Consider the following 26,444-nt stretch of genomic DNA (forward strand, 5'->3'; position numbering starts at 1 on the left):
AGATAGTTTCCTTTCTTATGTTAAATGTTGCTTCAATAAAACGTTGTATTAATATTGGGAAAATATTGATGATATTGATACAAAATTTCATGATAGCCATAAAAAGATTATAACGCTGAAAATTAGAGAAGACAACAAAAAAGATAATAAAAAATGCCCAGGCTTTTTCTAACCAGTCATGAGATAAAAGATAACAAAAAAATGCCCAGAGCCGGAATCGAACCAGCGACACGAGGATTTTCAGTCCTCTGCTCTACCAACTGAGCTATCTGGGCATTTGGTATGTGATATGTTCACCACGAGTTTTATAATAGCATATAGATTGTTTGAATGCAAGCAAAAATTTAAAATTTTGCGAAAAAAGAGAAAATGGTGTTACTGTTCACAGGTAATATCCCGCGAGGTGTTTTGTGTGAGCGAAGGTCACAGAAAACCCGAGACATACCGCGCGAATTTATGCGATTAGCATAAATTCTGTGCATCGCGAAGCGTGTTACTGGACACGGAGTGAACAGTAACAAAATGGTGGAGATATACCTTATCTGGCCATAAGGTATATCTTTTCCATATCTTTCATATTGAGCTGTTTGAATACGCCAATGGTGCGGGTATCTTCAAAGCTGCATTTGAATGCAAGGTCATGGATTTCCTGCTCAGTGAGGTCAAGCCCCAGTTCATGTAAACTGGTTGGCATTTCCACGGAACGGAAAAAGTTTTCCATTGCTTCAATTCCAGCGAGGGCTGTTTCTTTATAGTCGGTTCCACATGGGATATCGAATACGTTAGTTGCGAATTGCGCAAAACGTTCCGGGTTTACTTCGTAAACGTAACGGGCCCAGCTTCCCCAGATGGCGGCGAGCCCGGCACCGTGGGTGACATCGTAGACGCCGCCAAGTTCATGCTCAAGCTGATGGCAGGCCCAGTCACCACCGCCTGTGCCACATCCGGTCAGGCCATTGTGGGAGAGGCTTCCGGCCCACATGATTTCTGCCCTGGCACTGTAGTTGTCTGGCTCTTTCATGAGAATGCGGGCATTGTAGATGACTGTCTGCATGAGAGATTCGCTGATACTGTCGGTAATCTCCATGGTTTCAATATTTACGAAGTAGCGTTCCATGGTGTGCATAAGGATATCTACACAGCCGCTTTCTGTCTGATACTGAGGGAGTGTGTATGTGAGGCGTGGATTTAAGATGGCAAATCTGGGTCTGCAGTAATCAGTTTTTGCGCAGCCTCGTTTTTCTTTGGTTTCTTCGTTCGTGATAACGCTGGAACTGCTCATTTCACTTCCGGAAGCTGCAATTGTGAGGACTACGCCGATAGGAAGGCAACCTACCGGAGTTGCCTTTTTCAGACAGAAATCCCATACATCTGTATCCGGGTTTGCAACGCCGTATCCGATTGCTTTGGAGGAATCGATAACACTTCCACCGCCTACAGCCAGGATGAAATCTACATTTTCTTTTTTACATAAATTAATTCCTTCATAGACTTTTGAAAGATGTGGATTAGGTACAACGCCGCCCAGAGTAACATATTCAAGTCCAGCTTCTTTCAGATTAGCAGAAATCTCACTGATCAGCCCGGAACGTACAGCACTTTGACCGCCATAGTGGATCAGCACTTTTTTTGCTCCATATTCTTTCAGCAGAGAACCTGCCTGAAGGTGGGTATCTTTTCCAAAGATGACGCGGGTTGGTGTATAATATTCAAAATTTCTCATAATATCTAAATTACCTCCGATGATTTAACAGACTGTCTGTTAGCTGTAATGCTATATAGATATGTAGGTTTCACAAACAGTAAGCTGGCAAACAGTACCAGTGAATAATGTTTCGTTTATAAGTACAATAGTTACTGGCCGTGTTTTGTTATTATCAGTGAAAACGGGGACAGTAACGTACAATATTATTAAAGCAAATAATAGGAAAATAGTCAAAAAATAATAAAAAATTTAAAAATATATTAAAAGACAGGAAAAGAATGGCTGCGCTGAAATGTATCTATAAATTTCTTCACAGATACCTATAATTTTCTACACACCTAAATTGGAAAGACAGAAATTTATAGATTTTGGACAGAAAATTTTATGGGCATTATGCGAACGAAATGATATGATAAATACACTTAAATATACAAAGTGAACAAAAAAAGGAGGAAATAAGAAATGAAGAAAAGAATGTACAAGATTATGGCACTTGCCATGACAGCAGCTATGGTGGTACCTATGGCAGCACAGACAACTGCATTTGCAGCTGACGACAAAGAAATTACTTACTGGAACATCGCGGTAGAGAGCCCGGACAAAGATATTGTTACCGCAGCAGTAGATAAGTTCAACAAAGAAACAGAGTCAGGCTACACAGTAAATCAGGTATCCATCCAGAACGATACATACAAAGAAAAACTTGTTATCGCTATGAGCTCTGGTGAATGCCCTGATATGTACTCAAGCTGGTCAGGTGGCCCAATGTACGAATACATTGATTCCGGATTTGCTCAGCCGATTGATGATCTTCTTGATCAGTCTGATATCAAAGATAAACTTCTGGATGCAGCTATCGAGCAGGGAAGCTACAACGGACATGTATATGCAATCCCATATCTGAACGTATCACTGGCTGGTATCTTCTACAATAAAGAGATGTTTGAACAGTACGGACTGGAAGAGCCGAAAACATTAGCAGATCTGGAGAACATCTGTGCAACATTAAAAGAGAACGGAATCACACCATTTGCACTTGCTAACGGATCTAAATGGACAGGTTCCATGTACTTTATGTCTCTGGCAGCTCGTTATGGCGGACTGGAACCATTCCAGAATGCAGTTGCAGGAACAGGCAAATTTACAGATGACTGCTTCATCAAAGCAGGTGAGAAGATTCAGGAGTGGGTTAACAACGGATACTTCCCGGATGGTGTAAACTCCTTAAGCGAGGATGACGGACAGGCTAAGCAGTTAATGTATCAGGAAACAGCAGGTATGCTGCTCTGCGGATCATGGTATACAGGAACATTCCAGTCTGACAGTGAAGAATTCTATCAGAAGATCGGCTGGTTCCCATTCCCGGCAATCGACGGATCTGACGCTGATTCTACAATCCAGATCGGTACTGTAGGTGACCAGTTCATTTCCTTCAACTGCGAAGGCGACAAACTTGCAGCAGCATTCGAGTGTGCAGCAGACCACTTATCAGACGAAGTTGCTGATATCACATACTCCAACAACAAGATTGTTCCTGTAAAAGACGCAGGCGACCACATCACAGACCCTGTTGTACAGGAAATCTTTGATGCAGCTGAAAACGCATCCTCTATCCAGCTGTGGTATGATCAGTACCTGCCAACATCTGTTGCATCTGCACATCTTGATGGCTTACAGGAAGTATTTGGTCTGACAAAGACTCCACAGGAAGCACAGGAAGAAATGCAGGCAGCTATGGATGAATATTTAAGCACTAAATCTGATTCCAGTGCAGCTGAGGACACAGAAGAAGCAGCAGATGACGCAGCAGCAGAGGAAGATGCTGAATAATCTTTTAAGGTAAAGCAGGCATTCATGCTGACCTGAGTAAGGTGAGAAAAGAAGGGTCTGCACATGTTAAAAGTGCAGACCCCTTCTTAATCTTAATATGATAGAAAATTATGTCGCTGAAGCGACCCGTCACAGGAGGGAAATCCTGTAAGCAGGATTTTTTTTTTGAAAAATATGTGAGCACACAGAGCGTGCTTGAAAAATCATTTCAAAGTAGATCATATGTCAAACAGCATGTCAGGAAATATATCAAAATTATCTTAAAAATATATATCTAAACATATTCCGAAAGTATTTTTCAAACATACTCTGGCACACTTTAGGTCAGATGATCAAACATGAAAATAATAAAAGGGAGGCACCAAAATGAATGAAAAAGGGATATCTCTGGCTCAGTTAAGACAGAGAAAAACACGTCAGACAGCGGCACTCTTTCTGGCACCTGTAGTCATTTTGTTAGTAGTATTTATCGCGTATCCAATCATTGATACATTCATCACCAGTGGATATCAGTGGAATGGTATTTCCGCAGACAAAAAGATGATAGGACTTGCAAACTGGGCAAAATTGATCAAGGATACAAAATTCTGGACAGCATTTAAGAACAACGTTATTATCATGGTTTTATCCATTGTTATCCAGATTCCGCTAGGACTTGCAATGGCAACATTCCTTGATTTTGGCGGTAAGAAACTTACAGTCTTTAAAGTTATCTGGTTTATCCCAATGCTTATGTCTTCTGTTGCAATCGGTTTCCTTTTCACATATGCACTTGCAACAAACGGCGGTATTGTCAGCACAATTTCCGGATGGTTCGGAGGCGGCAACATTGACCTTCTCGGTAACCCGAAATTAGCATTGCTTACAGTTATCCTTATCATTGCATGGCAGTTTACACCATTCTACATGGTTTACTTTATGGCTGGTTACACAAACATTCCATATGATGTATTTGAAGCAGCCAGAATCGACGGCGCTACAAGAGGACAGTATTTCTGGAAGATTGCACTTCCGCTTCTTGTTCCGTCAATCAAGAGTGCAGCCATCCTCTCAATGGTTGGATCTCTGAAATACTTCGACCTGATCTATGTTATGACAGGCGGTGGTCCTGGTACATCTACAGAATTGATGGCAACCTATATGTACAAAGAATCATTCAAGAACTTTAACATGGGTTATGGTTCTGCCATTGCAGGCGGTATGTTTATCCTGATCACAATGGTATCTATGATCACAATGAAACTCATCAACGGAAAACAGGAGGATTAAGGAATGGACAGCTATAAGAAAAGTAGAAGAAAAAGCATCATAGCCTGGATCATTGCTTTTGTTCTTGCTATCGGTGCAGCAATCGTATCATTTATGCCTTTTGTATTCATGGTACTGAACTCTTTCAAAGAGAAATTTGAAATGCTTACCAAAGGTGTATTCCAGCTTCCTGATAAACTGAACTGGTCTAACTATACGGAAGTACTTACAGGTGGATTTGGAAACTATTTTAAGAACAGTGTAATTGTTCTGGCAATCTCTCTGATCCTGTTACTGTTTATCTCAGCATGTGCTTCTTACCCTCTGGCAAGATTTAAATTCAAAATGGCACAGCCGATCTACGCGATCATCGTAGCATGTATGTCAATTCCTGTACATATTACATTGATTCCTGTATTTAAAATGTCAAAGTCAACAGGACTTTATGACACAATCTGGTCACTGATCGGACCGTATATTGCATTCGCAGTTCCGATTTCTGTATTTATTCTGACCAGCTTTATGAAAGAGATTCCGAGAGAAATTGAAGAATCCGCTGAAATTGATGGATGTGGAAAAATTCAGATGTTCTTCTCCATGATCCTGCCGCTTTCCAAACCTGGAATGGCAACACTGGCAATCTACAATGGTGTAAATATGTGGAATGAGTTCTCATTCGCAAATACACTGACACAGTCCGCACAGAATCGTACACTGCCGCTGGCAATCTGGGAATTCCAGGGACAGTACTCCATGAACACACCAATGATCATGGCAGTTCTTACATTAACACTTTTACCAATGGTTATCATGTTTATTGTCTTCCAGGATAAACTGGTAAAAGGTATGACAGCAGGTGCTGTAAAGGGGTGATTCTTTCCGCAGAATCTGTTGTGTCCATTTACCGTTGAACATGGTATGATATTAAGGGGGCAAAATTTTTGCCCCCTAATCGTGTACACGAGTATATGTGAAATTATATGACAGACGAGGAAAGACGACATGAACAAATGGAAAACGAAATTCGGCCGCTGGAAATTTGATAAAAAAATACTTTTGCTTGTAACCGCCAGTATTCTTATTGTAACACTGACGGTTGCAGGTGTTTCCCTGACTTTTTCGCTGGCATCGATGAAAGAGCAGTCGATAGAACTTCTACAGATGCAGAACAATACAGTCGCAGAATCTTTTCAGGGATCCATGGATTCATATAAAGAAATCGTATTGGGTACGATTATGGATGATTCTGTACAGAATTACTGCAGGCAGGTGCAGAGAAATGCGCTGAAAACAGCAGATATTAATGCAGTTTACAGTAAGCTTGAGAATCTGAATAATATGTATGAGAGTCTGAACTTTGCTGCTATTGTCAGTTCGGATTATGAGAGTTACTACTATAGGGGAAAAGGTTCTTTGTCAGTAACACAGTTTGAAGAAGTGTATCCTCAGGCATATGATAAAAGTAAATATGCGCAGAAAGGAACTCTGAAAGTTTCCTATAATAATGATTATTATAAAGGGAACAGATACACACTGAGCCTGTATTATCCGCTATATGATACCAGAAAAGTATCTGATGCCCAAGGTCTTCTGTGTATGAATTTCGATGACCCGGCAGTACAGAGGATGCTGGCTGTGGGAGATTCTTCAGCGGAAACAAGAGTGGTTGACACAGGCGGAATGGTCCTGCTTTCGAAGGATAAAGAGGAGACAGGCCGTTATGTAAATTACATAGATGAGATGGAAAATGGGATACAGATATTTACAAAGAATGGAAATATGTATGTATGTCAGAAAATAAAAAACTGGAACTATTATGTGGTTAGTTCGATTTCATCGTATAAACTGATGGAATCCGGATTCCGTACAATCGTTGTTGTGATCATTGTTCTGATCATAGTGCTGATCACTGTAAGCATTATTATAAGAATTTTGGTCAAGAAGATGTATCAGCCTCTTGATAAGGTAGTATCCAAGATGGATCATGTTGCAACAGGATCCCTGAGAACACGAATTAATGTGGATAATATGGGAGAAGATTTTACCAAATTGGCGGTCGGCTTTAATTCCATGATGGACGAGATCGAAGTACTGATGGAACAGGTAAAACTGGAACAGCATCAGCTGGAGCAGATTCGTTTTAATGCCCTTCAGTCGCAGATCCAGCCGCATTTCCTGTATAATACACTGGAATGTATCCACTGGCAGGCGATTGCTGAAGGAAATAAAGAAATTTCCACAATGGTAAAAGCACTTGCGAAGTATTACAGGATCTGTCTCAGCAAGGGACACGATGTGATACCAATCAGAGAAGAGATAGAACACATCAGAAATTATATGATCATCCAGAACATGAGATACGACAATATTATCGGAAGTGAGATCGTCGTGGAATCTCGGGTGGAAGAAAGCCTGATACCGAAGCTGACCTTGCAGCCTTTGGTAGAGAATTCCATTTACCATGGAATGAAAGTAAAAGAGGGAAAAAAAGGTACGCTTTATCTTACCGCATATAAAGATGGGGATGAAGTTGTGATCAAAGTATCAGATACCGGTACAGGAATGAGTCAGGAACAGATAGATGAAATGAATGAACAGCTCTCCAGATATGAGGATTCCTTCGGATATGGAGTGCGGAATGTAAACAAGAGGATTGAACTTCTTTTTGGTGAAGGATATGGGCTTCATTATCAGAAGAATGATTCGGGTGGGGTAACTGTCGTAATCCATCTGCCATATCAGACAGAAATCAAAAAGAACACAGCGGGAGGCGAGTGGACGTGTGTATAGAGTACTGATAGTTGATGACGAAAAAATGATACGCATGGGTATGAAAAATGCCATAGACTGGAAGAAACTGGGAATTGACGATGTCTTTACTGCTGCGTCAGGAAACGAGGCTTTGAAGATTCTCAAAGAAGAAGGCCCTGAAATTATGGTTACAGATATCCAGATGACAGAAATGACGGGTCTGGAACTGATTAAAGCGGCCAGAGAATCAGTACCTGAACTGCGTGTGATCGTGCTTACAGGATTTGATAATTTTGAGTATGCAAGAGAGAGCCTGCGGCTTCAGGTGCAGGATTTTTTCCTGAAACCGATTGACGAAGATGACCTTTTCGAGGCAATAGAAAAGCAGATAAATGAACTGAAAAAACAGGAGAATGAAGAAAGACATCAGGCCAGAATGTGGAGGTCTCAGGGATCTGTAGTTCAGATGAGGCTGGAGCAGTGTATGAGAAATTTGGTTCATGCGAAGGCAGATAACGAGATGCAGTTATACATTCTGCAGAATGATTTCCAGTTTGATGTTAAGCAGAAAATGAGCCTGATCCTTCTGGAACAGGGTATGTATACAGATCAGCAGAACGATGAAAAATTTCGTGCAATGTCTGTTAAAAATGTCTGTATGAGTATGGTGGATTCCCAGAACAGAGGAATCACATTCACAGATGATGACGGTACAATCGCGATTGTCTGTTTTGAAAAGAATGATGATGACAGCGTCCTGGAACAGATAGAAGAGTTGTCGGATGTGCTGAAGGATGAATTTGAATATAAACCAAAGATTACAGTTGGAAGTACTGTGCAGGGGTTTGAAAACCTGGCAATATCCTACAATGATGCCAGATATCTTCTGGAACATGAGAAAAAGAATATTCAGGATATTATACAGACGATGGGGGCTCAGAACAAGAAGAAAATTTTCTGGGAAATCTATGCGGAACTGCGAAATATCATGATTTCCAATATAGGAACTCCAGATTATGTACTGAAGGCATTTAACACCTTTTCTAAAGCAACGGAATCCTACAATCTTTCCTCTGCGGCTGTGCGTAGATGCTGTTTTGAGATTGCATCCTCTCTGATTTTTTCTTACATGGAAGAATCTTGTGATGTGGAAGAAGGAAAGCTGGATGCACTCTCTAAAAGCCTGTCATCAGCAGGAAAAGAAGAGGCCTGTGAGATTACGAGAATGTTTATTGAGCAGCTTATTGGAAAAGATGAGGAGAATGTACATTATACCATTTCCAATGCAAAACACTATATAGATGAGCATCTGGCAGAGGATATTTCTGTTTCCAGTATTGCAGCAAATCTTTATATCACACCGAATTATTTCTCCAGATTATTCAAGAGGATTACCGGTGAAGGATGTAACGAATATATTGTCAGAAAGAGGATCGAGAAAGCGAAAAGCCTGCTGGAAACTACCAGCATTAAGACTGGAAAGATTGCTATGATGGTAGGATACAGGGATACAAATTATTTCTCTCTGGCATTTAAGAAACATACAGGAAAGTCACCGACAAAATACAGAGAAGAAATGCAGAATACATAAAGCACTTTTAAACACACTCTGGTATAGCGAAATTAAGTATCAGACGAACAAATATCAAACTATATAATACAGGAGGATCTGAAATGAAAGACCACAGAAAAGAAAGAGCAGAAGCAAGAAAAAAAGCAGAGAAACTGGTATCCCAGATGACGATTCTGGAGAAGGCTTCCCAGCTAAAATATGATGCTGCTCCTGTGAAGAGACTGGGTGTTCCAGCATACAATTACTGGAATGAAGCACTGCACGGAGTAGCCAGAGCGGGTGTGGCGACCATGTTTCCACAGGCAATCGCAATGGCAGCAGTATTTGACGATGAAGAGATGAAAAAAGTCGGTGATATCATCGCAACAGAAGGCAGAGCAAAATACAATGCATACTCCTCAAAAGAAGACAGAGACATTTATAAAGGTCTTACTTTCTGGTCACCGAACGTAAATATTTTCAGAGATCCGAGATGGGGAAGAGGTCATGAAACCTACGGTGAAGATCCATATCTGACATCCAGACTTGGCGTGAAATTTGTAGAAGGGCTCCAGGGTGACGGACCTGTAATGAAAGCAGCAGCATGCGCAAAGCATTTTGCAGTACACAGTGGTCCGGAATCTCTCAGACATGAATTTGATGCACAGGCAAGTATGAAGGATATGTGGGAAACATACCTTCCGGCTTTTGAAGCACTTGTAACAGAAGCGGATGTTGAAGCTGTGATGGGGGCCTATAACAGAACAAACGGAGAACCATGCTGTGCACATAAATATCTTATGGAGGATGTCCTGAGAGGAAAATGGAAATTTGAAGGTCATTTTACTTCAGACTGCTGGGCGATCCGTGACTTCCATGAACATCATATGGTAACTTCTACACCAAGACAGTCCGCTGCTATGGCATTAAATGCAGGATGTGACCTGAACTGTGGAAATACATATCTTCATATGATGGGAGCTTACCAGGATGGACTTGTGACAGAAGAGAAAATCACAGAATCCGCAGTAAGACTGCTGACAACCAGATACCTCCTGGGCTTATTTGACGGAAGTGAATATGATAAGATCCCGTACAGTGTGGTAGAGTGCAACGAGCATATTGATGAGGCCCTTAAGATGGCAAGAAAGAGCTGCGTACTTCTGAAGAATGACGGAGTGCTTCCGATTGATAAATCGAAAGTAAATACCATTGGTGTGATCGGACCGAATGCAGACAGCCGTGCTGCTCTGATTGGAAATTATCATGGAACTTCTTCAGAATATATCACTGTTCTTGAGGGAATCCGCGCAGAGGCAGGGGATGATGTAAGAATCCTTTACTCCCAGGGATGTGATTTATATAAAGATAAGGTTGAAAATCTGGCATGGGATCAGGACAGAATCTCTGAGGCAGTGATCACAGCGGAGAACAGCGATGTGGTTGTACTCTGTGTAGGCCTGGATGAGACTCTGGAAGGAGAAGAAGGAGATACAGGAAATAGCGATGCATCCGGTGATAAAGTTGACCTTCACCTTCCGAAAGTACAGGAAGAACTGATCGAGAAAGTAACTGCAGTAGGTAAACCTACCATCGTAGTTCTTATGGCAGGAAGTGCGATTGACCTGAACTATGCACAGGATAACTGCAATGGAATACTCCTTGCATGGTATCCGGGAGCAAGAGGCGGACGTGCAGTGGCAGACCTTCTCTTCGGAAAAGAATCTCCATCAGGAAAACTCCCGATCACTTTCTACAAAGATCTGGAAGGAATGCCGGAATTCACAGACTACTCCATGAAGAACAGAACTTATCGTTACATGGAGAAAGAAGCACTTTATCCATTTGGATACGGACTTACATACAGCGATGCCTGCGTAACAGGTGCAGAGGTTGTTGGTGAAGTATCTGCGGAGTCCGACATTACATTAAAAGCAACTGTTAAGAATAACGGAACTGTAGACACAGATGAAGTTGTTCAGATATATATCAAAGATCTTGATTCTCCACTTGCAGTCCGCAATTACAGTCTTTGCGGATTTAAGAGAGTGTCGCTGAAAGCAGGAGAAGAGAAAACTGTAGAATTTACAGTTTCAAATAAAGCAATGAATGTAGTGGATGAAGATGGTAACCGTTATATCGCAGGAAAACATTTCCGCTTATTTGCAGGTGTATCCCAGCCGGATGCAAGAAGTGCAGAACTGACAGGACATAAGCCGGTTGAAGTTGAGATCACACTTTAACAAAATTTTATCCACTTGACTATTTAAACAGATCAGGTAGGCCACCTGCGTAGACTGTGAAAAGCAGGCAGGGGGACAAAATAAAAAGCCATATCATATATGGACAGGAGGAACACAGACATGAAAAATAAAATTAAAAAAATATTACTTCTTGGAATGACAGCCGTGTTTACTGCTGGCATGGCAGGTACAGCAGTTATATCCTGTCCTGTATGGGCAGATGAAACAGAAGACGCAGCAGAGGAGTATGAGGCAGCAGAAGAAACAACAACAGGAGATGCCGGAGACGAAACTGCAGATAAGGCAGAAGATACAGCGGAAACTACAGAGCTGAAGAATGTAGAACATCCAAGAATGTCCACCTATTCCATCCGTAGCTTTTCCATTGTAAAGGACGGCGAAGAAGTATTTCAGATCAAACAGGAACCGGCAGATTATAAGATGGATTTCGACTACTGGGAGATTACCAATCCTTATGATGAGATTGCAACAGTAAACACTGAGAATATGTATGAAATGTTTGGAGTACTGGTTGACTTTGATCTCAGTAACGGTGTTGATGCGGCAGATGCAGATACCGGACTGGATAAGACACAGACTTATTTTACCGTAGATTTCGTAAACACAGTCAATGACGATACCGCCAGAGAAACACAGGACGCAGATGCAACAGCAACAATCCTCATCGGAAATACAGATGATAACGGTGATTATTATGCATGTGTAAAAGGATATGAGGATGCAGTTTATCTGATTCCCAAAGAGTCTGTGAACAGCCTTCTGGAACTGAAACCATTTAATCTGCTTCTGAAGATCCCGGCACTGGTAAATATCGATACACTTGACAGCGTAGACATGAATATTGGGAAGAAAACCTATACAATGAAGCTGGACGGTGGAGATTACAAGTTCGGTAAGAAGACTGTAAAGAAAGAGAAATTTACGGAACTGTATCAGGCGATTCAGAGTGTAATGCTTGATTCTGAGATTGAAGAGACAAAAGATGCAGCAGATAAAGAAGAAGTCCTGACTGTAACATTTCACAGAAACACAGAGGAAGCTCCGGAAGTAACTCTGAAATATTACACATACGATGATACTTATGATAGTGTGGAAATCAATGGAACTGAGAGATTTCTTGTAAAGGCTGAAGATGTAGATGCACTGGTGAAACAGATAAAAAAAGCATTTTAATCAATAAACTGCTGAGCAGTTATTGGGTTATGTTCAAGAGGAGCAGAGGATGATTTTATCTGCCTGACTAAAAAGATATAGATATTGTAAACAGTAAAAACGGATTGCGAAGCTCATATTGAGCGGCAATCCGTTTTTGCGTTATATTGTTTGATTTTTTATGGCTTTGTTAATTGGAAATAGCGATTACTCTCCTTGATAGTTGAACCAGTCAAAGTCAGCATAGTTAGTACTTGGCTGATGATTGGAACTTGTATACATACCAATGTATGTTCCGGTAAATCCGTTATTTACTACAGAGCTTAACAGAGAAGCATCCAGTCCTCTGACAAGCGGGATCATCTCCTGCTCTGTGTATCCATAATAGAAATCATAATCAGTAGTATTTCCCTGAACACTGAGGTAGAGGCGTTTTACATCTTTAATCTCGGTTTCTGCGAGCAGAGATTTGCTGCCATTTTCTGTTTTGTAAGCCTGAAGGAAAGGTCTGTCGTTTTTCTGGGTTAACACCATGAGATAATGGAAACGGTCATCCTGCACAAGGGCAATTCCTGCCTCTTCATTTTTATTTGCAGGGGTAAATTCCATAGCTGTTTTTGCCAGGAATACTTTATGACGCTGTCTGCGGCCTACGAAAGAAGGAAGGCAGATCTCATTCATAACTTCTTTTCTTGTATACAGACGCAGATATCCGAAACGGTCTGCCAGAGAATAGATTGGTTCAACTGGCGGATGAATGGTGTTCCACTGCATCAGCAGAGTGTTGCATTCAAAGTTATCAGATTCAGGCATTAAAGGATAAATAGTCTTAGGAAGATCCGGAAGGCGGTCTTCGGTCTGGACAAGTCCTGTTTCATTATCGACCATAGGCCATCCGTCCTCTGCCCATACGATTGGAACCATAAAGGTTTCGCGTCCAAGATTATAATGACCTCCCTCATACGGGCGTACAGCAAGAAGAACCATCCACCATTCACCATTTTGAGTTTCTACGATATCTGCATGTCCTGTTACAGAAATCGGGTTTAACAGAGGCATATGTCTGTGAGTAACGATCGGATTTCTCGGGCAGATCTCATAATCGCCCTGGATAGTGCGGCAGCGAGCCATCTGTACACTGTGATTTACGAAAGTGCCGCCTTCTGCAACGAGAAGATAATACCAGCCATCTTTTTTATAAATATGTGGAGCTTCAATCCATTTGCTGCGTGTTTTTACACCGTCCCAGATGATATAACGAGGTCCTTTGAACTGGAAGGTTTCCGGGTCAAGTTCATTCAGATAGATACCATGATGTCCTTCGTAAAGGCAGTCCGGGCTGATATAGTTGCCCACATACCACAGAGAGCCGTCATCATCAAAGAAAAGACTGGAATCGATTCCGTCTGCACCTTTTACAACAACCGGATCACTCCAGGAACCTGCAGGATCTTTCGCTGTAATAATATAATTGTCACGGTCTGCTTCACGTCCTGCAGATACGAAAGTGTTGATAATGTAATAAGTTCCATCATGATAACGGATACTCGGAGCCCATAATCCCTCAGAAGTCTCGCAGTTCTTATAGTCAAGCTGTTCAGGTCTGTGAATCCCATGCCCGATCTGCTCCCAGTGAACCAGATCCTTACTGTGGAAAATTGGCAGTCCCGGATAGTAGACAAAAGATGAAGTGACCATATAGTAATCCTCCCCTACACGGCAGATAGAAGGATCTGGATAAAAACCGGGAAGAAGAGGATTGTGATAAGTTTTCTTGAGCATAAAAAGAGCCTCCTTTATTATAATGAGTGTTTTTACCATAACGCAGAATGCCTGTAATGAAAATAGAAATAAGTTTCATTTATATAGAAAAAAGAGCACAGTTTTATATAGCAAAATTCTGGACAAAACCGTCAATATAGTATATTGCCGCACCGACAGCTGCCGCTTCGGTAGGGTAATGGCAGGGATGGATAAAGCTTCCATCATTTTCAAATGGATTGAGTTCAAGCGCTTTTTGGCGGAAGTCTTCTATATAGTCAGAGATGTATGCGCCTACATTTCCTCCAAGTATAATGTCGCAGTCAAAACACATGCGAAGGTTATTGACTGCAATTGCCAGATGATCCATATAGTCATCAAATACATTGCGCAGTCCCTGGTTGGATTTTATCTGCTTGAAAAATTCTTTCAAGTTGCCGTGCGTAAAATCAGATAATACATTAGAGGAACAATATGCATCAAGACATCCGTAACGTCCGCAGTAACAACGTTTGCCATGTGGAATAATAGTCATATGTCCAAACTCACTGCTTCGGTTATGATCTCCCGTATAAAGTGTTTTTCCATTCATATTTGCGCCGCCGATACTGCTGCTCAAAGAAAGATAAATCACAGAATTCGTATAATTCCCTTTCCAGCTTTCAGCCAGGCCCGCAGAGTTAGAATCATTAAAGAACAGAAAAGGGGCATGGATATATTTTTCCAGTTTGGAATATATATCGGAGGACAGAGGGATGACGGTAGCATAACTGACAGTCTTATGGTCGGTTCCAAGGAGTGCGGGCAGTGAAATACCAACTCCAAGTAAACGGGAGCGGTCAGAAATATTCTGAGAGATGATCTGTTCCAGATGTTTGTTGAGAGCAGAAAAATAAGAATCACTTTCTTCGAATGCAATCCGTATTCTGAGGCTGTCAATAAGGTTCAGAGCAAGATCAACAAGAACTATGGAAAGATGGTTCCTTGTGATATCAATACCAACAGCATAGCGGGCGTTCGGTACACAGCAATAAATAGATGGTTTTCGTCCGCCTGTCGATTGAAATTCTCCGGCTTTATGAATCAGTCCCAGTTCCTGAAGGGTATTCAGATTTTGAGTGGTGGTAGGCAGGCTGATGTTCAGAAGTCTGGAAATTTCCTGTCTGGAAATTTGTCTGTTTTGATAGATAAGCCGATAGATCTCTTCAATATTTTTATTACGTACAATTGTTTCGTCCATATTCAAATTCTCCTGATTTTATATCTGATTGGATTGACAGTGATAAAGTGACTATATTTTAACATTATTGTTTGGCAAAAACCATGGATTTCTAAAACTTAAATAAAAAATGTGAAAAAGTGTAAAGATACTTAAATAAAAAAAATACAAAACATAATAGAAAAAATATCAAAATATACAAAAATGCAGAATGATATTTGTGTAAATGTACAGACTTACATAAAAATATTGACATAACTTACATAAAATAATATACTAAAGATATCAAAGAATAAATTAAAAGTGAGTCGAAATATAAAACAAAAAGGAGAGCAAAGAAATGACAATGCAGAAAGGTGCCTTTATGAGGGGCATAGATAAAATGGTTATCAAAGAAATCCCGGTTCCGGAGATTGGGAAAAAGGAAGTCCTGGTATCACTTGAATATGTGGGAATCTGTGGATCGGATGTTCACTATTTCCATAATGGATGTTGTGGTTCTTACAAAGTAGATTTATCTGAAGACTATATGCTTGGACATGAATGCGCAGGAACTATTGTGAAAGTTGGAGAAGAAGTAGAGAGGTTGAAGGTTGGAGACAGAGTAGCATTGGAACCTGGAATTACATGCGGAGAGTGCGAACAGTGTAAGTCAGGTCATTATAATCTGTGTCCGGATGTTGTCTTTCTGGCAACACCTCCAGTGCAGGGATGTAATGAGGAGTACATAGCTTTTCCGGAGAATATGTGTTTTAAACTTCCAGATAATGTTTCTACAAAGGAAGGGGCTCTTATTGAACCACTTTCAGTAGGTTTTTATGCTTCTGAACAGGGTGGGGTTAAGACCGGAGATACTGTTGTAATTCTTGGTTCCGGATGTATAGGACTTGTGACGCTTCTTGCATGTAAAGCACATGGAGCTGGTAAGATTATTGTAGCTGATCTTGTAGAAGCACGTTTGCAGAAAGCAATAGAGCTTGGTGCAACAGAGGTGATTAACAGCGGAAAAGAAGATGCGCTGAAAAAGATTGAAGAACTTACAAACGGACGCGGAGCCGATGTTGTTTTTGAGACTGCAGGTTCACCGGTTACAATTGCTCAGACTCCGTTTATTGTACGAAGAGGTGGTACGATCACTTTAGTAGGAATTTCCGCAAAAGAAGAGATCACCTATAATTTTGCACAGATCATGGATAAAGAGGCAACCATCAAATCTGTATTCCGTTACAGAAATATTTATCCAAAGGCAATCGCAGCAGTATCAAGTGGTGCGATCAATGTAAAAGGAATTGTAACACATGAATTTGATCTTGAGCATATTCAGGATGCATATGATGAAGCGGTCAATAATAAAACAGATCTTGTAAAGGCTGTTATCAAAGTAAAATAGAAAATGGAAATGTAAAAATCTCCCGGACTGATGTAAAAATGAACATCTGTCCGGGAGGTTTTTATAACAGCATATTTTTGGGAAAATTGTAAACTAAAATTATCCAAATAAAAGAATGGATTTTTTGCATGAATCGTAGTATAGTAACAGTAGCTGTTAGTTATTGTTCGCGCTGTGATCAGTAACGGCTGTTGATCATACTGAAGCAGAAAAAACAGCATATATTGAAACATATTGAGAATAATAGCAGAGAGCAGGTGACATAAATTGGAGAAAGTCATAATCATAGGTGCCGGACCTGCCGGAATTTCCGCAGCACTTTATGCTGTAAGAGGGAATCTGGATCCGCTGGTGATCAATAATGGTATCGGTGCTTTGGAGAAAGCAGAGAAAATAGAGAATTATTACGGACTGGAGCATCCTCTGTCCGGTCAGGAACTATATGACACAGGAATTGCTCAGACGAAAGCACTTGGCGTGAGAATGCTGGATGCGCAGGTTCTGGGAGTTGGCGGATTTGATACTTTTGTGGTAAAGACTACAGAGGGTGAATTTGAGACGCAGAGTCTGATCCTTGCAACAGGAAGCAAACGTGCTGCACCGAAGATTCCGGGTGTTAAGGAATTTGAGGGAAAAGGTGTCAGCTACTGCGCGATCTGCGATGCTTTCTTTTACAGAGGCAAGGATGTAGCAGTTCTGGGAAACGGTGACTTTGCCATGCATGAAGCGAAGGAATTGTCCAATACAGCCTCTACCGTAACTATTTATACAAACGGCGAGGAACCGGAATTTACACCAGAGGAAAATATCAGCGTAAATACAATGAAGATTCAGTCTGTAGAGGGCGATGATCTGGTGTCCGGAATCCGTCTTGCACCTGATGTACAGGCACAGGAAATGAGTGCAGAGCAGCAGGCAAATAATTTCTGTCCTGCAGACGGGGTGTTTATTGCAATGGGAACTGCCGGCAGTACGGAGATCGCCCGTCAGATGGGGGCAGAGCTGACAGAAAAAGGCAACATTAAAGTAAATGAGAATATGGAGACAACCATTCCGGGACTCTATGCGGCAGGTGACTGTACAGGCGGACTTCTTCAGGTAGCGAAAGCGGTTTATGAGGGAGCACAGGCAGGTATCAATGCAGGAAAATATGTAAGGTCATTAAATAAAAAATGATTCTGCAGGAGCTGCTGTTAGAAATATCTGATAATTAAGAACAAGTAAAGGAGAAATAAATCATGGCAAAAGAGATTACAGTAGCAAATTTTGAAACAGAAGTATTAGAATCCGAGAAACCAATTCTGATCGATTTCTGGGCAACATGGTGCGGACCATGTATGCGTCAGGGACCGGTCGTAGAAGAACTGGCAGAAGAAGGCTATGCGGTAGGTAAAGTTGACGTAGATCAGAACATGGCACTTGCACAGCAGTTCCGTGTAGTCAGCATCCCGACACTGATCCTGTTTAAAGACGGAGCAGAAGTGAAACGTTTCGTAGGTCTTACTTCCAAAGAAGAATTAAAAGCAGCACTGGAAGGTTGAACAGGAACTTATGAAGATTTTATTAGCGGCATGCAATGCCAAATATATTCATTCCAATCTTGCTGTTTATGATCTGCAGGCGTATGCAGCAGAGTATGCAGATCATATTGTGCTGAAGGAATATACCATTAATCAGCAGAAAGATGATATCATGCGGGATATTTATCTGGAGCATCCGGATGTGGTATGCGTGTCCTGTTATATCTGGAATGTTTCTTTTGTAAAAGAACTGATGGCAGATCTGACAAAGATTCTTCCGGACGCCGACTTCTGGGCCGGCGGTCCGGAAGTTTCTTATGATGCGGAGAAATTCCTGACAGAGAACCCGGAATTTAAGGGTGTCATGGTCGGAGAGGGTGAGGAAACATTCAGAGAACTTGCCGGATATTATGTAGAAAAGAATTCACAGGATCTGAAAGATATGACAGGAATCTGTTACAAAGACGGAGAGAAGATCATACATAATGGATGGCGCCAGATCATGGACTTAAGCAGTATCCCATTCATTTACAAAGATCTGTCCGATTTTAAGAACAGGATCATTTATTATGAAAGCAGCAGAGGATGTCCGTTCTCCTGCAGTTATTGTCTTTCTTCGATTGATAAGAAACTGCGTTTCAGAGATACAGAGATGGTAAAAAAAGAGCTGCAGTTTTTCATAGACAATAAGGTGCCGCAGGTGAAGTTTGTGGACCGTACTTTTAACTGTAAACATGACCATGCAATGGCAATCTGGAAGTATATCAATGAACACGATAACGGCGTGACAAACTTCCATTTCGAAATTTCCGCAGACCTCTTAAGAGAAGAGGAACTGCAGGAAATGTCTACCATGCGTCCGGGTCTGATCCAGCTTGAAATCGGAGTACAGTCCACAAATCCGGACACGATCAAGGCAATCCACAGAACCATGGATTTCGAGAAACTGAAAGGAATAGTAGATAGAATTCACAGCTTTGGCAACATCCATCAGCATCTGGACCTGATCGCAGGACTTCCATATGAAGACTACGACAGCTTCCGACACTCCTTTAATGATGTCTATGCACTGAAACCGCAGCAGCTCCAGTTAGGATTTCTCAAAGTATTAAAAGGTTCCCACATGATGGAAATGTGTCAGGAATACGGCATTGTATACAAAACACGGGAGCCTTATGAGGTGCTTTCCACGAAATGGCTGGATTATGACCACGTTCTGAAGCTGAAAACGGTGGAAAATATGGTGGAAGTGTATTATAATAGTGGACAATTCCAGAATACACTTGAATATCTGGAAGGCTTTTTCCCAGATGCCTTCTCAATTTATGAGAGACTTGGCAATTTTTATATGGAAAAAGGTTATGGTGATGTTTCTCATACAAGAATGCGAAGATATGAGATTCTGTTGGAATTTCTGGAGGATGTGTCGGAGATTTCCATGGATCAGGTAAAAGACCAGATGGTGTATGATCTCTATCTGAGAGAGAATCTGAAAAGCCGTCCGGGCTTTGCCAGAGACCAGAAGCCTTTTGAGAGACAGATATGGGACTTCAGAAAACGGGAAAAAGTGGCAAAGAATGCACATGTGGAAGTATTTGCAGATGGAAAAGTGCTGTTGTTTGATTATGCAGACCGCGATCCGCTGACAAATAATGCCCGCGTGACAGATGTGACGAAAGATGTGTTTGAGAACCCGAACAGGGCTTAAAGAGGTGAAGAAAAATGGGAATGTTTAATCCGAAGAACCGTAAAGTGATCACTGCGATCATTGCGATCATCCTGGTACTGGCAATGGTAGTGCCGACCGTTCTGTCTCTGCTTGTATAATTAATATTCAGGAGAAAACAAATGAGACTTGGACAGGCAGCAATGGAGGCTCTGAGGGCAGAAATAACCGGATGTCTGAAACCGGGAGATGAACTGGTAGTGGCATGTCCGGTGGCTCTGAAAGGAACCTCTGTAATAGCAAAAAATAAAAAGGACAAACTGGCAGAGAGATTCTCTGCCGGTTTTATTCAGAATTGTATTTCACTCTGGAGCGATTATGGGGCTGGCAGCATTATCTGGAAAACTGCGCAGGAAGCAGGTGCCAGCGCATTATATGCGATGGGTGAAGGTGGTTTCCTGAGTGCACTCTGGAAGATGGCAGAAGCTTCGGAGGTAGGGCTGGAAGCAGACTTCCGTAAAGTTCCGATCCGCCAGGAAACGATAGAAGTGTGCGAGATTTTTGATCTGAATCCATATAAACTTCAGGCAGATGGTGCAGTACTGATCGGAATCCGCGGAGGCGAGGCCCTTGTGCAGAGACTTCGCAATGAGGGATTCATGGCAGAGATCATTGGACAGACAAACAGCGGCAATGACCGTTTATTGTACAGCGGCGGCAGTGCCCGATATCTGGAGCGTCCGGCAGAGGATGAATTATATCGTATAATATAATAGATATGGAAACTCGTTGAATAATAGTGGAAGTTTAATAAGCAAACTACCTTGTTTAGACGGGAAATTGGATTGAAAGAAAGATAAATTTAATACGAGGAATAACAAAAATGGCAAAGTTAAATATTGTACTTCATGAGCCTGAGATTCCTGCAAACACAGGAAATATCGGCCGCACCTGCGTAGCAACAGGAACCAGACTCCATCTGATCGAACCTCTGGGTTTTTCCCTGAGTGAGAAAGCCTTAAAGAGAGCCGGAATGGACTACTGGAAAGATCTGGATGTGACTACGTATCTGGACTTCGAAGACTTCCTGGAGAAGAATCCGGGAGCAAAGATTTACTATGCAACAACAAAAGCACCGCAGACCTACACAGATGTTCATTACGAAGAAGACTGCTACATTATGTTCGGAAAAGAAAGTGCCGGAATCCCGGAGGATATTCTGGTAAACAATCAGGAAAACTGCGTAAGAATTCCGATGATCGGAGATATCCGTTCTCTGAACCTTAGCAATTCCGTGGCTATCGTTCTCTACGAAGCACTGCGCCAGAATAATTTTGACCATATGAACCTGGAAGGACACCTGAGAAACTACGAGTGGAAATAACTGCGATTAAAGTATGTGGAGCATTCTATTATCCAATCCACAGATAACGGGGGAGATAGTTATTGGTGGAGCAATATAATAGAAACAGACAGGAGAAATCAATATGCCAAATGCGACAAAAGCAGCACTGGAAGAATCCCTGAAGCGGCTTCTTCTGAAGAAACCGCTGGATAAGATCACCATCACAGATATTACTACAGACTGCGGAATCAGCCGTATGGCTTTTTATTACCATTTCAAGGATATCTATGATCTGGTAGAATGGTCGTGCGTAGAAGACGGGACAAGAGCTCTCCAGGGCAAAAAGACTTCCGAGTCCTGGACAGAAGGGCTGACTCATGTATTTGAGGCAGTTCTGGAAAACAAACCATTTATCATGAATGTTTACAGAAATGTAGACAGGGAACGAATGGAGAATTATCTTTTCAAACTTACCTATGATCTGATCGCAGGTGTGGTGGAAGAGAAGAGTAAGGGGCTGGATCTCACAGAAGAAGATAAGAAATTCATTGCAAACTTCTATAAATATGGATTTGTGGGGATTATGTTTGAGTGGATCCAGGCAGGAATGAAAGAGGACATTGAGGAGCTGGTAAACAAGATGAGCCTGACTCTTCATAATACTGTGACTACCTCTATTCAGAATTTCCAGCAGGATATTGAAAAATCATAAAAATTCTTTACAAAAACCGCAGGGTGATAAAAAACTTATCATTCTGCGGTTTTTGTAAATTGTGGGAAGTTAATTTAACTGTTAATATACACCCATAGCAACAAACAAATAAAAATTCAGATGGATGAGATGCCAGACAGATGGGAAATATGTAAATAAGAAAGTCATGAGAATGATTGCTGAAACAAAAAGAAAATTTTTGACAGATGCAAAAGAGGTTCCTTAAAATGGGTAAAGATGACAGAACGAAAAAGGCATGTATGATCACAAATCTGAAGAACTTCCGAAGGACAAGAATTCGAGAAAGGTGGATGTGTATTATGAGTAAAAATAAAGGTTTAGGACTTGTATCCGCATTAGCAGTTGGAGCCGGCGTAGCAGCAGTGGCAGCAGGAAAGAAATACAAAACAGCAGAAACAAAGAAAAAAGAAGAATATGATGCACTTCACAACACAAGTGAATACCGCAATACAGAGCGTGGAAAATATGAGAAAAACAGCAAAGGAATTTATTATTCCAATGGTAACTATGAAGCATTTGCCCGCCCGAGAAAACCGGAAGGCGTAGATGACAAACATGCGTATATCGTAGGAAGCGGACTTGCATCTCTTGCAGCAGCTTGTTTCCTGGTACGTGACGGACAGATGCCTGGAAAGAACATTCACATTCTGGAAGCAATGGACATTGCAGGCGGCGCATGCGATGGTATCTTCGATCCGAGCAGAGGATATGTAATGCGCGGCGGACGTGAGATGGAAAACCATTTCGAATGCTTATGGGATCTTTTCAGAAGTATTCCATCCATTGAAACACCGGGCGTATCCGTGCTTGACGAATACTACTGGCTGAACAAAGAAGACCCGAACTATTCTCTCTGCCGTGCAACCAAAGAGAGAGGCAAGGATGCACATACAGACGGCAAATTCAATCTGAGCCAGAAAGGCTGCATGGAGATCATGAAACTGTTCATGACAAAAGATGAAGACCTTTATGACAAGACAATCGAAGATGTATTCGATGACGAAGTATTTAATTCCACATTCTGGTTATACTGGAGAACCATGTTTGCATTCGAGAACTGGCACAGTGCACTGGAGATGAAACTGTACTTCCAGAGATTTATCCATCATATTTCCGGACTTCCGGATTTCAGTGCTCTGAAATTTACAAAATACAATCAGTATGAATCTCTGATCCTGCCAATGCAGAAATATCTGGAGGCAGCAGGCGTTGAATTCCAGTTCAACACAGAAGTTACAAATGTGCTCTTTGAGTTTGAAGGAAATAAGAAGATCGCCAAAGCAATCGAGTGCAAGGTAAATGGCGTAGAAAAAGGTATTGTTCTTACTGAAAATGACCTTGTATTTGTAACAAACGGAAGCTGTACAGAGGGAACGATCTACGGTGACCAGAATCATGCACCGAACGGAGATGCTGAAGTTCGTACAAGCGGATGCTGGAGCCTCTGGAAAAATATCGCAAAACAGGATCCGTCTTTTGGACATCCTGAGAAATTCTGCTCCGATATTGCAAAGACAAACTGGGAGTCAGCAACAGTTACAACTCTGGATGACAAGATCATTCCTTATATTACAGATATCTGCAAACGTGACCCAAGAACAGGTAAGGTTGTTACCGGCGGTATCGTAAGCTGCCAGGATTCCAGCTGGCTGATGAGCTGGACGATCAACAGACAGGGACAGTTCAAGGATCAGGATAAAGATAAGGTTTGCGTATGGGTATATGGTCTGTTTACAGATGTACCTGGAGATTATATCAAGAAACCTATGAAAGATTGTACAGGTAAGGAGATCACAGAAGAGTGGCTGTATCATCTGGGCGTTCCGGTTGAGGATATCGAGGATCTGGCAGAGAACAGTGCAGTTTGTGTACCGACTATGATGCCTTATATCACAGCATTCTTCATGCCGAGAACAAAAGGTGACAGACCTGACGTTATTCCGGATGGATGTGTAAACTTCGCATTCTTAGGACAGTTTGCTGAGACTCCTAGAGATACTGTATTTACTACTGAATATTCTGTCAGAACTGCTATGGAGGCTGTTTATGGACTCCTCGGTGTGGACAGAGGTGTGCCGGAAGTTTGGGGCAGTGTCTATGATATCAGAGAATTACTGGACAGCAGCGTGAAGCTGATGGATGGAAAATCTCCACTGGAAATCGAACTTCCTGGACCGCTGGATGTACTGAAGAAACCACTTCTGAAGGTTGTTAAGGGTACAGTGGTTGAGAAAGTGCTCAGAGATCATGATGTGATCAAGGATTATATGATGTAAATATAAAAGATATGATTTATACAGAAAAGCTGCAGGGGATTGCTCTGCAGCTTTTTTCTGTGAGGATTTATTAAAAATAATTTATTGAAAATAAGAAAAATCGGGTTGCATATTGGGAATACAGATGATAATATATAATGAAATATAAAGAAAAATATAATTTTAAACCTAAAAAGTCTGAAAAATTAAAAAGCTTTTCAAGATTAGAAGGGAGGGCGTTTTTATGGAACTTGAGGTATATCGCAGATATTCGCAGATGGCGAGAGGTCTTGAGAAAGCGGAGCTGGTGTTTAAGAATGGTCGTGTGTTCAGCTCTGGTACAGGGGAGTTTATTGATGGCGATGTGGCTGTTGCGGATGGAATTGTGATTGGCGTTGGTACATATGAAGGGGTGACGGAGATTGATCTGGATGGAAAAGTGATCTGTCCGGGATTTATTGACAGTCATCTGCATCTGGAATCTACTCTGGTGACACCGGGAGAGCTGGTCCGGCAGGCGGCGCAGTGCGGAACAACAACGTTTATTGTAGATCCGCATGAGTCTGCGAATGTATCTGGTACAGATGGTATTGATTACATTCTGGATCAGACAGAGGACGCTCCGGCGAATGTATATGTGATGATGCCATCCTGTGTTCCGGCTACGCATGTGGATGATAATGGATGTCTTCTTACAGCAGGCAGAATGAAAGCTTATTTGGATCACCCGAGGATTCTGGGACTTGGAGAAGTGATGGATGCACCGTCTGTTATCAACGGAAGTATTGCCATGCATGAGAAGCTTCATCTGTTTCAGGACAGAGTGAAAGATGGTCATGCACCGTTTCTTTCGCCTGGTGATCTGGCAGCATATGTACTGGGTGGAATTGACACAGATCATGAATGTGTGGATTATGAGTATGCAATGTCTGAGGCAAGGAATGGAATGTATGTGCTGATCCGCGAGGGAAGTGCGGCGAGAAATCTGGATGCAATCGTGAAAGGAATTGTGGAGCATCATACAGATACTTCCAGTTTCTGTTTCTGCACAGATGACAAGCATATTGAGGAAATCCGTAAAGAGGGGCATATTAATTATAATGTGAAGCGTACAGTACAGCTTGGACTTCCAGTTGAGAAAGCGCTGCAGATGGCTACAATTCAACCTGCAAGATGCTATGGTCTGCATCAACTTGGAATGATCGCACCTGGCAGACAGGCAGATTTTGTAATTCTGGATAATGTGACAGATCTGAATGTTATAGATGTATATCACTGCGGAAAGAAAATCATCAGGGATGAGAAAGTAGAAGTGAAGCCGTGTCCTCCGCATCTGAAAAATACAGTTCATGTATCAGGTTTCAGTGAGGAACGCCTGAAACTGAAACATCCGGGAACAAAGGCGAGAGTGATCCAGATGCTTGAGAAGCAGATTGTAACGAAGGATGTGCTGGAAGAGGTTCCGTGGATGGAAGCAGATGGTGAGAAATATTTCGCTCCTGACGGCGAATTCCAGAAGATTGCTGTAATTGAGCGCCATAAGAACACAGGAAAAATGGGAGTCGGTATTGTGAAAGGATATGGAATCCGCGGCGGTGCGATTGCTTCCAGTGTTTCTCATGATTCCCACAATATTATCGTAGTGGGAGATAATGACCATGATATGGCACTTGCTGTAAAAGAAATGATGCGTACACAGGGCGGATATACACTGGTATGCAACGGAGAGATTTATGGAACATTGCCGCTTCCGGTAATGGGATTGATGAGTGATGCCGGTTATGAGCATGTAAACGAGGCACTTGCAAGGATGATCCCGAAAGCCCATGAGATGGGCGTTAAAGATGGTTTTGATCCGTTTATTACGTTATCCTTTATGGCACTGCCGGTAATTCCGGAGATCAGAATTACACCGCGTGGAATTTATCTGGTAAATGAGGACAGAATGCTGAGGACGCCATTTAGCTAAATTTGATAGATGTTTTTTAACTATAGTAATCTTCTGAAATAATGCATCTTAATCCAGTTCAACAGAGAGTGAAATCCTGCGTCA

19 protein-coding genes and 1 tRNA gene are annotated in these 26,444 nt (G+C 41.7%); 16 read left to right on the forward strand and 4 right to left on the reverse strand.

Annotated elements, in window-relative coordinates; genetic code table 11:
* Positions 1-202 precede the first annotated feature (202 nt).
* A tRNA-Phe gene (locus KQI87_RS11905) sits at positions 203-275 on the reverse strand.
* Between the two features lie 263 nt (positions 276-538).
* Entirely contained in the window at positions 539-1,723 is a 1,185-nt protein-coding gene (locus tag KQI87_RS11910) for an iron-containing alcohol dehydrogenase (RefSeq protein ID WP_216460327.1), read from the reverse strand.
* A 444-nt stretch (positions 1,724-2,167) separates the two neighbouring features.
* Here KQI87_RS11910 and KQI87_RS11915 point away from each other — a divergent pair, with 444 nt between their 5' ends.
* The 7 genes from KQI87_RS11915 (at position 2,168) to KQI87_RS11945 (ending at position 12,523) form a co-directional block, all read left to right on the forward strand.
* Positions 2,168-3,535 carry an extracellular solute-binding protein gene (locus tag KQI87_RS11915; protein ID WP_253292502.1) on the forward strand — a complete coding sequence of 456 codons (1,368 nt, stop codon included), beginning with the start codon at positions 2,168-2,170 and terminating at the stop codon, positions 3,533-3,535.
* A 366-nt stretch (positions 3,536-3,901) separates the two neighbouring features.
* Positions 3,902-4,804 carry a carbohydrate ABC transporter permease gene (locus KQI87_RS11920; RefSeq protein ID WP_216460328.1) on the forward strand — a complete coding sequence of 301 codons (903 nt, stop codon included), beginning with the start codon at positions 3,902-3,904 and terminating at the stop codon, positions 4,802-4,804.
* Positions 4,805-4,807: 3 nt separating this feature from the next.
* A complete protein-coding gene (locus KQI87_RS11925; protein WP_216460329.1) occupies positions 4,808-5,656 on the forward strand; it encodes a carbohydrate ABC transporter permease in 849 nt (282 codons plus the stop codon).
* A gap of 129 nt (positions 5,657-5,785) precedes the next feature.
* On the forward strand, positions 5,786-7,573 hold the full coding sequence (locus tag KQI87_RS11930; protein WP_216460330.1) for a sensor histidine kinase: 1,788 nt from the start codon (positions 5,786-5,788) through the stop codon (positions 7,571-7,573).
* The gene (locus KQI87_RS11935; RefSeq protein ID WP_216460331.1) at positions 7,566-9,125 is read left to right on the forward strand and encodes a response regulator transcription factor; all 1,560 of its coding nucleotides are present in this window, start codon (positions 7,566-7,568) and stop codon (positions 9,123-9,125) included. The genes KQI87_RS11930 and KQI87_RS11935 overlap by 8 nt, the downstream gene beginning before the upstream one ends.
* An 83-nt stretch (positions 9,126-9,208) precedes the next feature.
* Positions 9,209-11,329 carry a glycoside hydrolase family 3 C-terminal domain-containing protein gene (locus KQI87_RS11940; RefSeq protein ID WP_216460332.1) on the forward strand — a complete coding sequence of 707 codons (2,121 nt, stop codon included), beginning with the start codon at positions 9,209-9,211 and terminating at the stop codon, positions 11,327-11,329.
* A 120-nt stretch (positions 11,330-11,449) separates the two neighbouring features.
* Complete coding sequence (locus KQI87_RS11945; RefSeq protein ID WP_216460333.1) at positions 11,450-12,523, forward strand: DUF4340 domain-containing protein; 1,074 nt, start codon at positions 11,450-11,452, stop codon at positions 12,521-12,523.
* Positions 12,524-12,709: 186 nt separating this feature from the next.
* Here KQI87_RS11945 and KQI87_RS11950 read toward each other — a convergent pair whose 3' ends face one another.
* Both KQI87_RS11950 and KQI87_RS11955 read right to left on the reverse strand, forming a co-directional pair.
* Complete coding sequence (locus KQI87_RS11950) at positions 12,710-14,284, reverse strand: glycoside hydrolase family 43 protein (protein WP_216460334.1); 1,575 nt, start codon at positions 14,282-14,284, stop codon at positions 12,710-12,712.
* Between the two features lie 103 nt (positions 14,285-14,387).
* A complete protein-coding gene (locus KQI87_RS11955) occupies positions 14,388-15,503 on the reverse strand; it encodes an ROK family transcriptional regulator (RefSeq protein WP_216460335.1) in 1,116 nt (371 codons plus the stop codon).
* Positions 15,504-15,822: 319 nt separating this feature from the next.
* Here KQI87_RS11955 and KQI87_RS11960 point away from each other — a divergent pair, with 319 nt between their 5' ends.
* The 9 genes from KQI87_RS11960 to ade all read left to right on the forward strand — a co-directional run bounded on the left by KQI87_RS11960 (position 15,823) and on the right by ade (position 26,360).
* The gene (locus tag KQI87_RS11960; protein ID WP_216460336.1) at positions 15,823-16,872 is read left to right on the forward strand and encodes an NAD(P)-dependent alcohol dehydrogenase; all 1,050 of its coding nucleotides are present in this window, start codon (positions 15,823-15,825) and stop codon (positions 16,870-16,872) included.
* A gap of 267 nt (positions 16,873-17,139) precedes the next feature.
* Positions 17,140-18,048 (forward strand): NAD(P)/FAD-dependent oxidoreductase, encoded by a 909-nt coding sequence (locus KQI87_RS11965; protein WP_216460337.1) that lies wholly within the window; start codon positions 17,140-17,142, stop codon positions 18,046-18,048.
* A 62-nt stretch (positions 18,049-18,110) separates the two neighbouring features.
* On the forward strand, positions 18,111-18,413 hold the full coding sequence (gene trxA / locus KQI87_RS11970) for a thioredoxin (protein WP_216460338.1): 303 nt from the start codon (positions 18,111-18,113) through the stop codon (positions 18,411-18,413).
* Positions 18,414-18,423: 10 nt separating this feature from the next.
* Positions 18,424-20,100 carry a B12-binding domain-containing radical SAM protein gene (locus KQI87_RS11975; RefSeq protein ID WP_216460339.1) on the forward strand — a complete coding sequence of 559 codons (1,677 nt, stop codon included), beginning with the start codon at positions 18,424-18,426 and terminating at the stop codon, positions 20,098-20,100.
* Between the two features lie 140 nt (positions 20,101-20,240).
* Positions 20,241-20,831, forward strand: a complete 591-nt coding sequence (locus tag KQI87_RS11980; RefSeq protein WP_216460340.1) for an AIR synthase-related protein — start codon at positions 20,241-20,243, stop codon at positions 20,829-20,831.
* Positions 20,832-20,941: 110 nt separating this feature from the next.
* Positions 20,942-21,442 (forward strand): tRNA (cytidine(34)-2'-O)-methyltransferase, encoded by a 501-nt coding sequence (locus KQI87_RS11985; RefSeq protein WP_216460341.1) that lies wholly within the window; start codon positions 20,942-20,944, stop codon positions 21,440-21,442.
* Positions 21,443-21,545: 103 nt separating this feature from the next.
* On the forward strand, positions 21,546-22,115 hold the full coding sequence (locus KQI87_RS11990; protein WP_216460342.1) for a TetR/AcrR family transcriptional regulator: 570 nt from the start codon (positions 21,546-21,548) through the stop codon (positions 22,113-22,115).
* Positions 22,116-22,435: 320 nt separating this feature from the next.
* Complete coding sequence (locus tag KQI87_RS11995) at positions 22,436-24,412, forward strand: oleate hydratase (RefSeq protein WP_216460343.1); 1,977 nt, start codon at positions 22,436-22,438, stop codon at positions 24,410-24,412.
* Between the two features lie 223 nt (positions 24,413-24,635).
* Positions 24,636-26,360, forward strand: a complete 1,725-nt coding sequence (gene ade / locus KQI87_RS12000; protein WP_216460344.1) for an adenine deaminase — start codon at positions 24,636-24,638, stop codon at positions 26,358-26,360.
* Positions 26,361-26,444 lie beyond the last annotated feature (84 nt).

It is taken from the genome of Blautia sp. MSJ-9 (assembly GCF_018919065.1).
GTDB lineage: Bacteria > Bacillota > Clostridia > Lachnospirales > Lachnospiraceae > Blautia_A.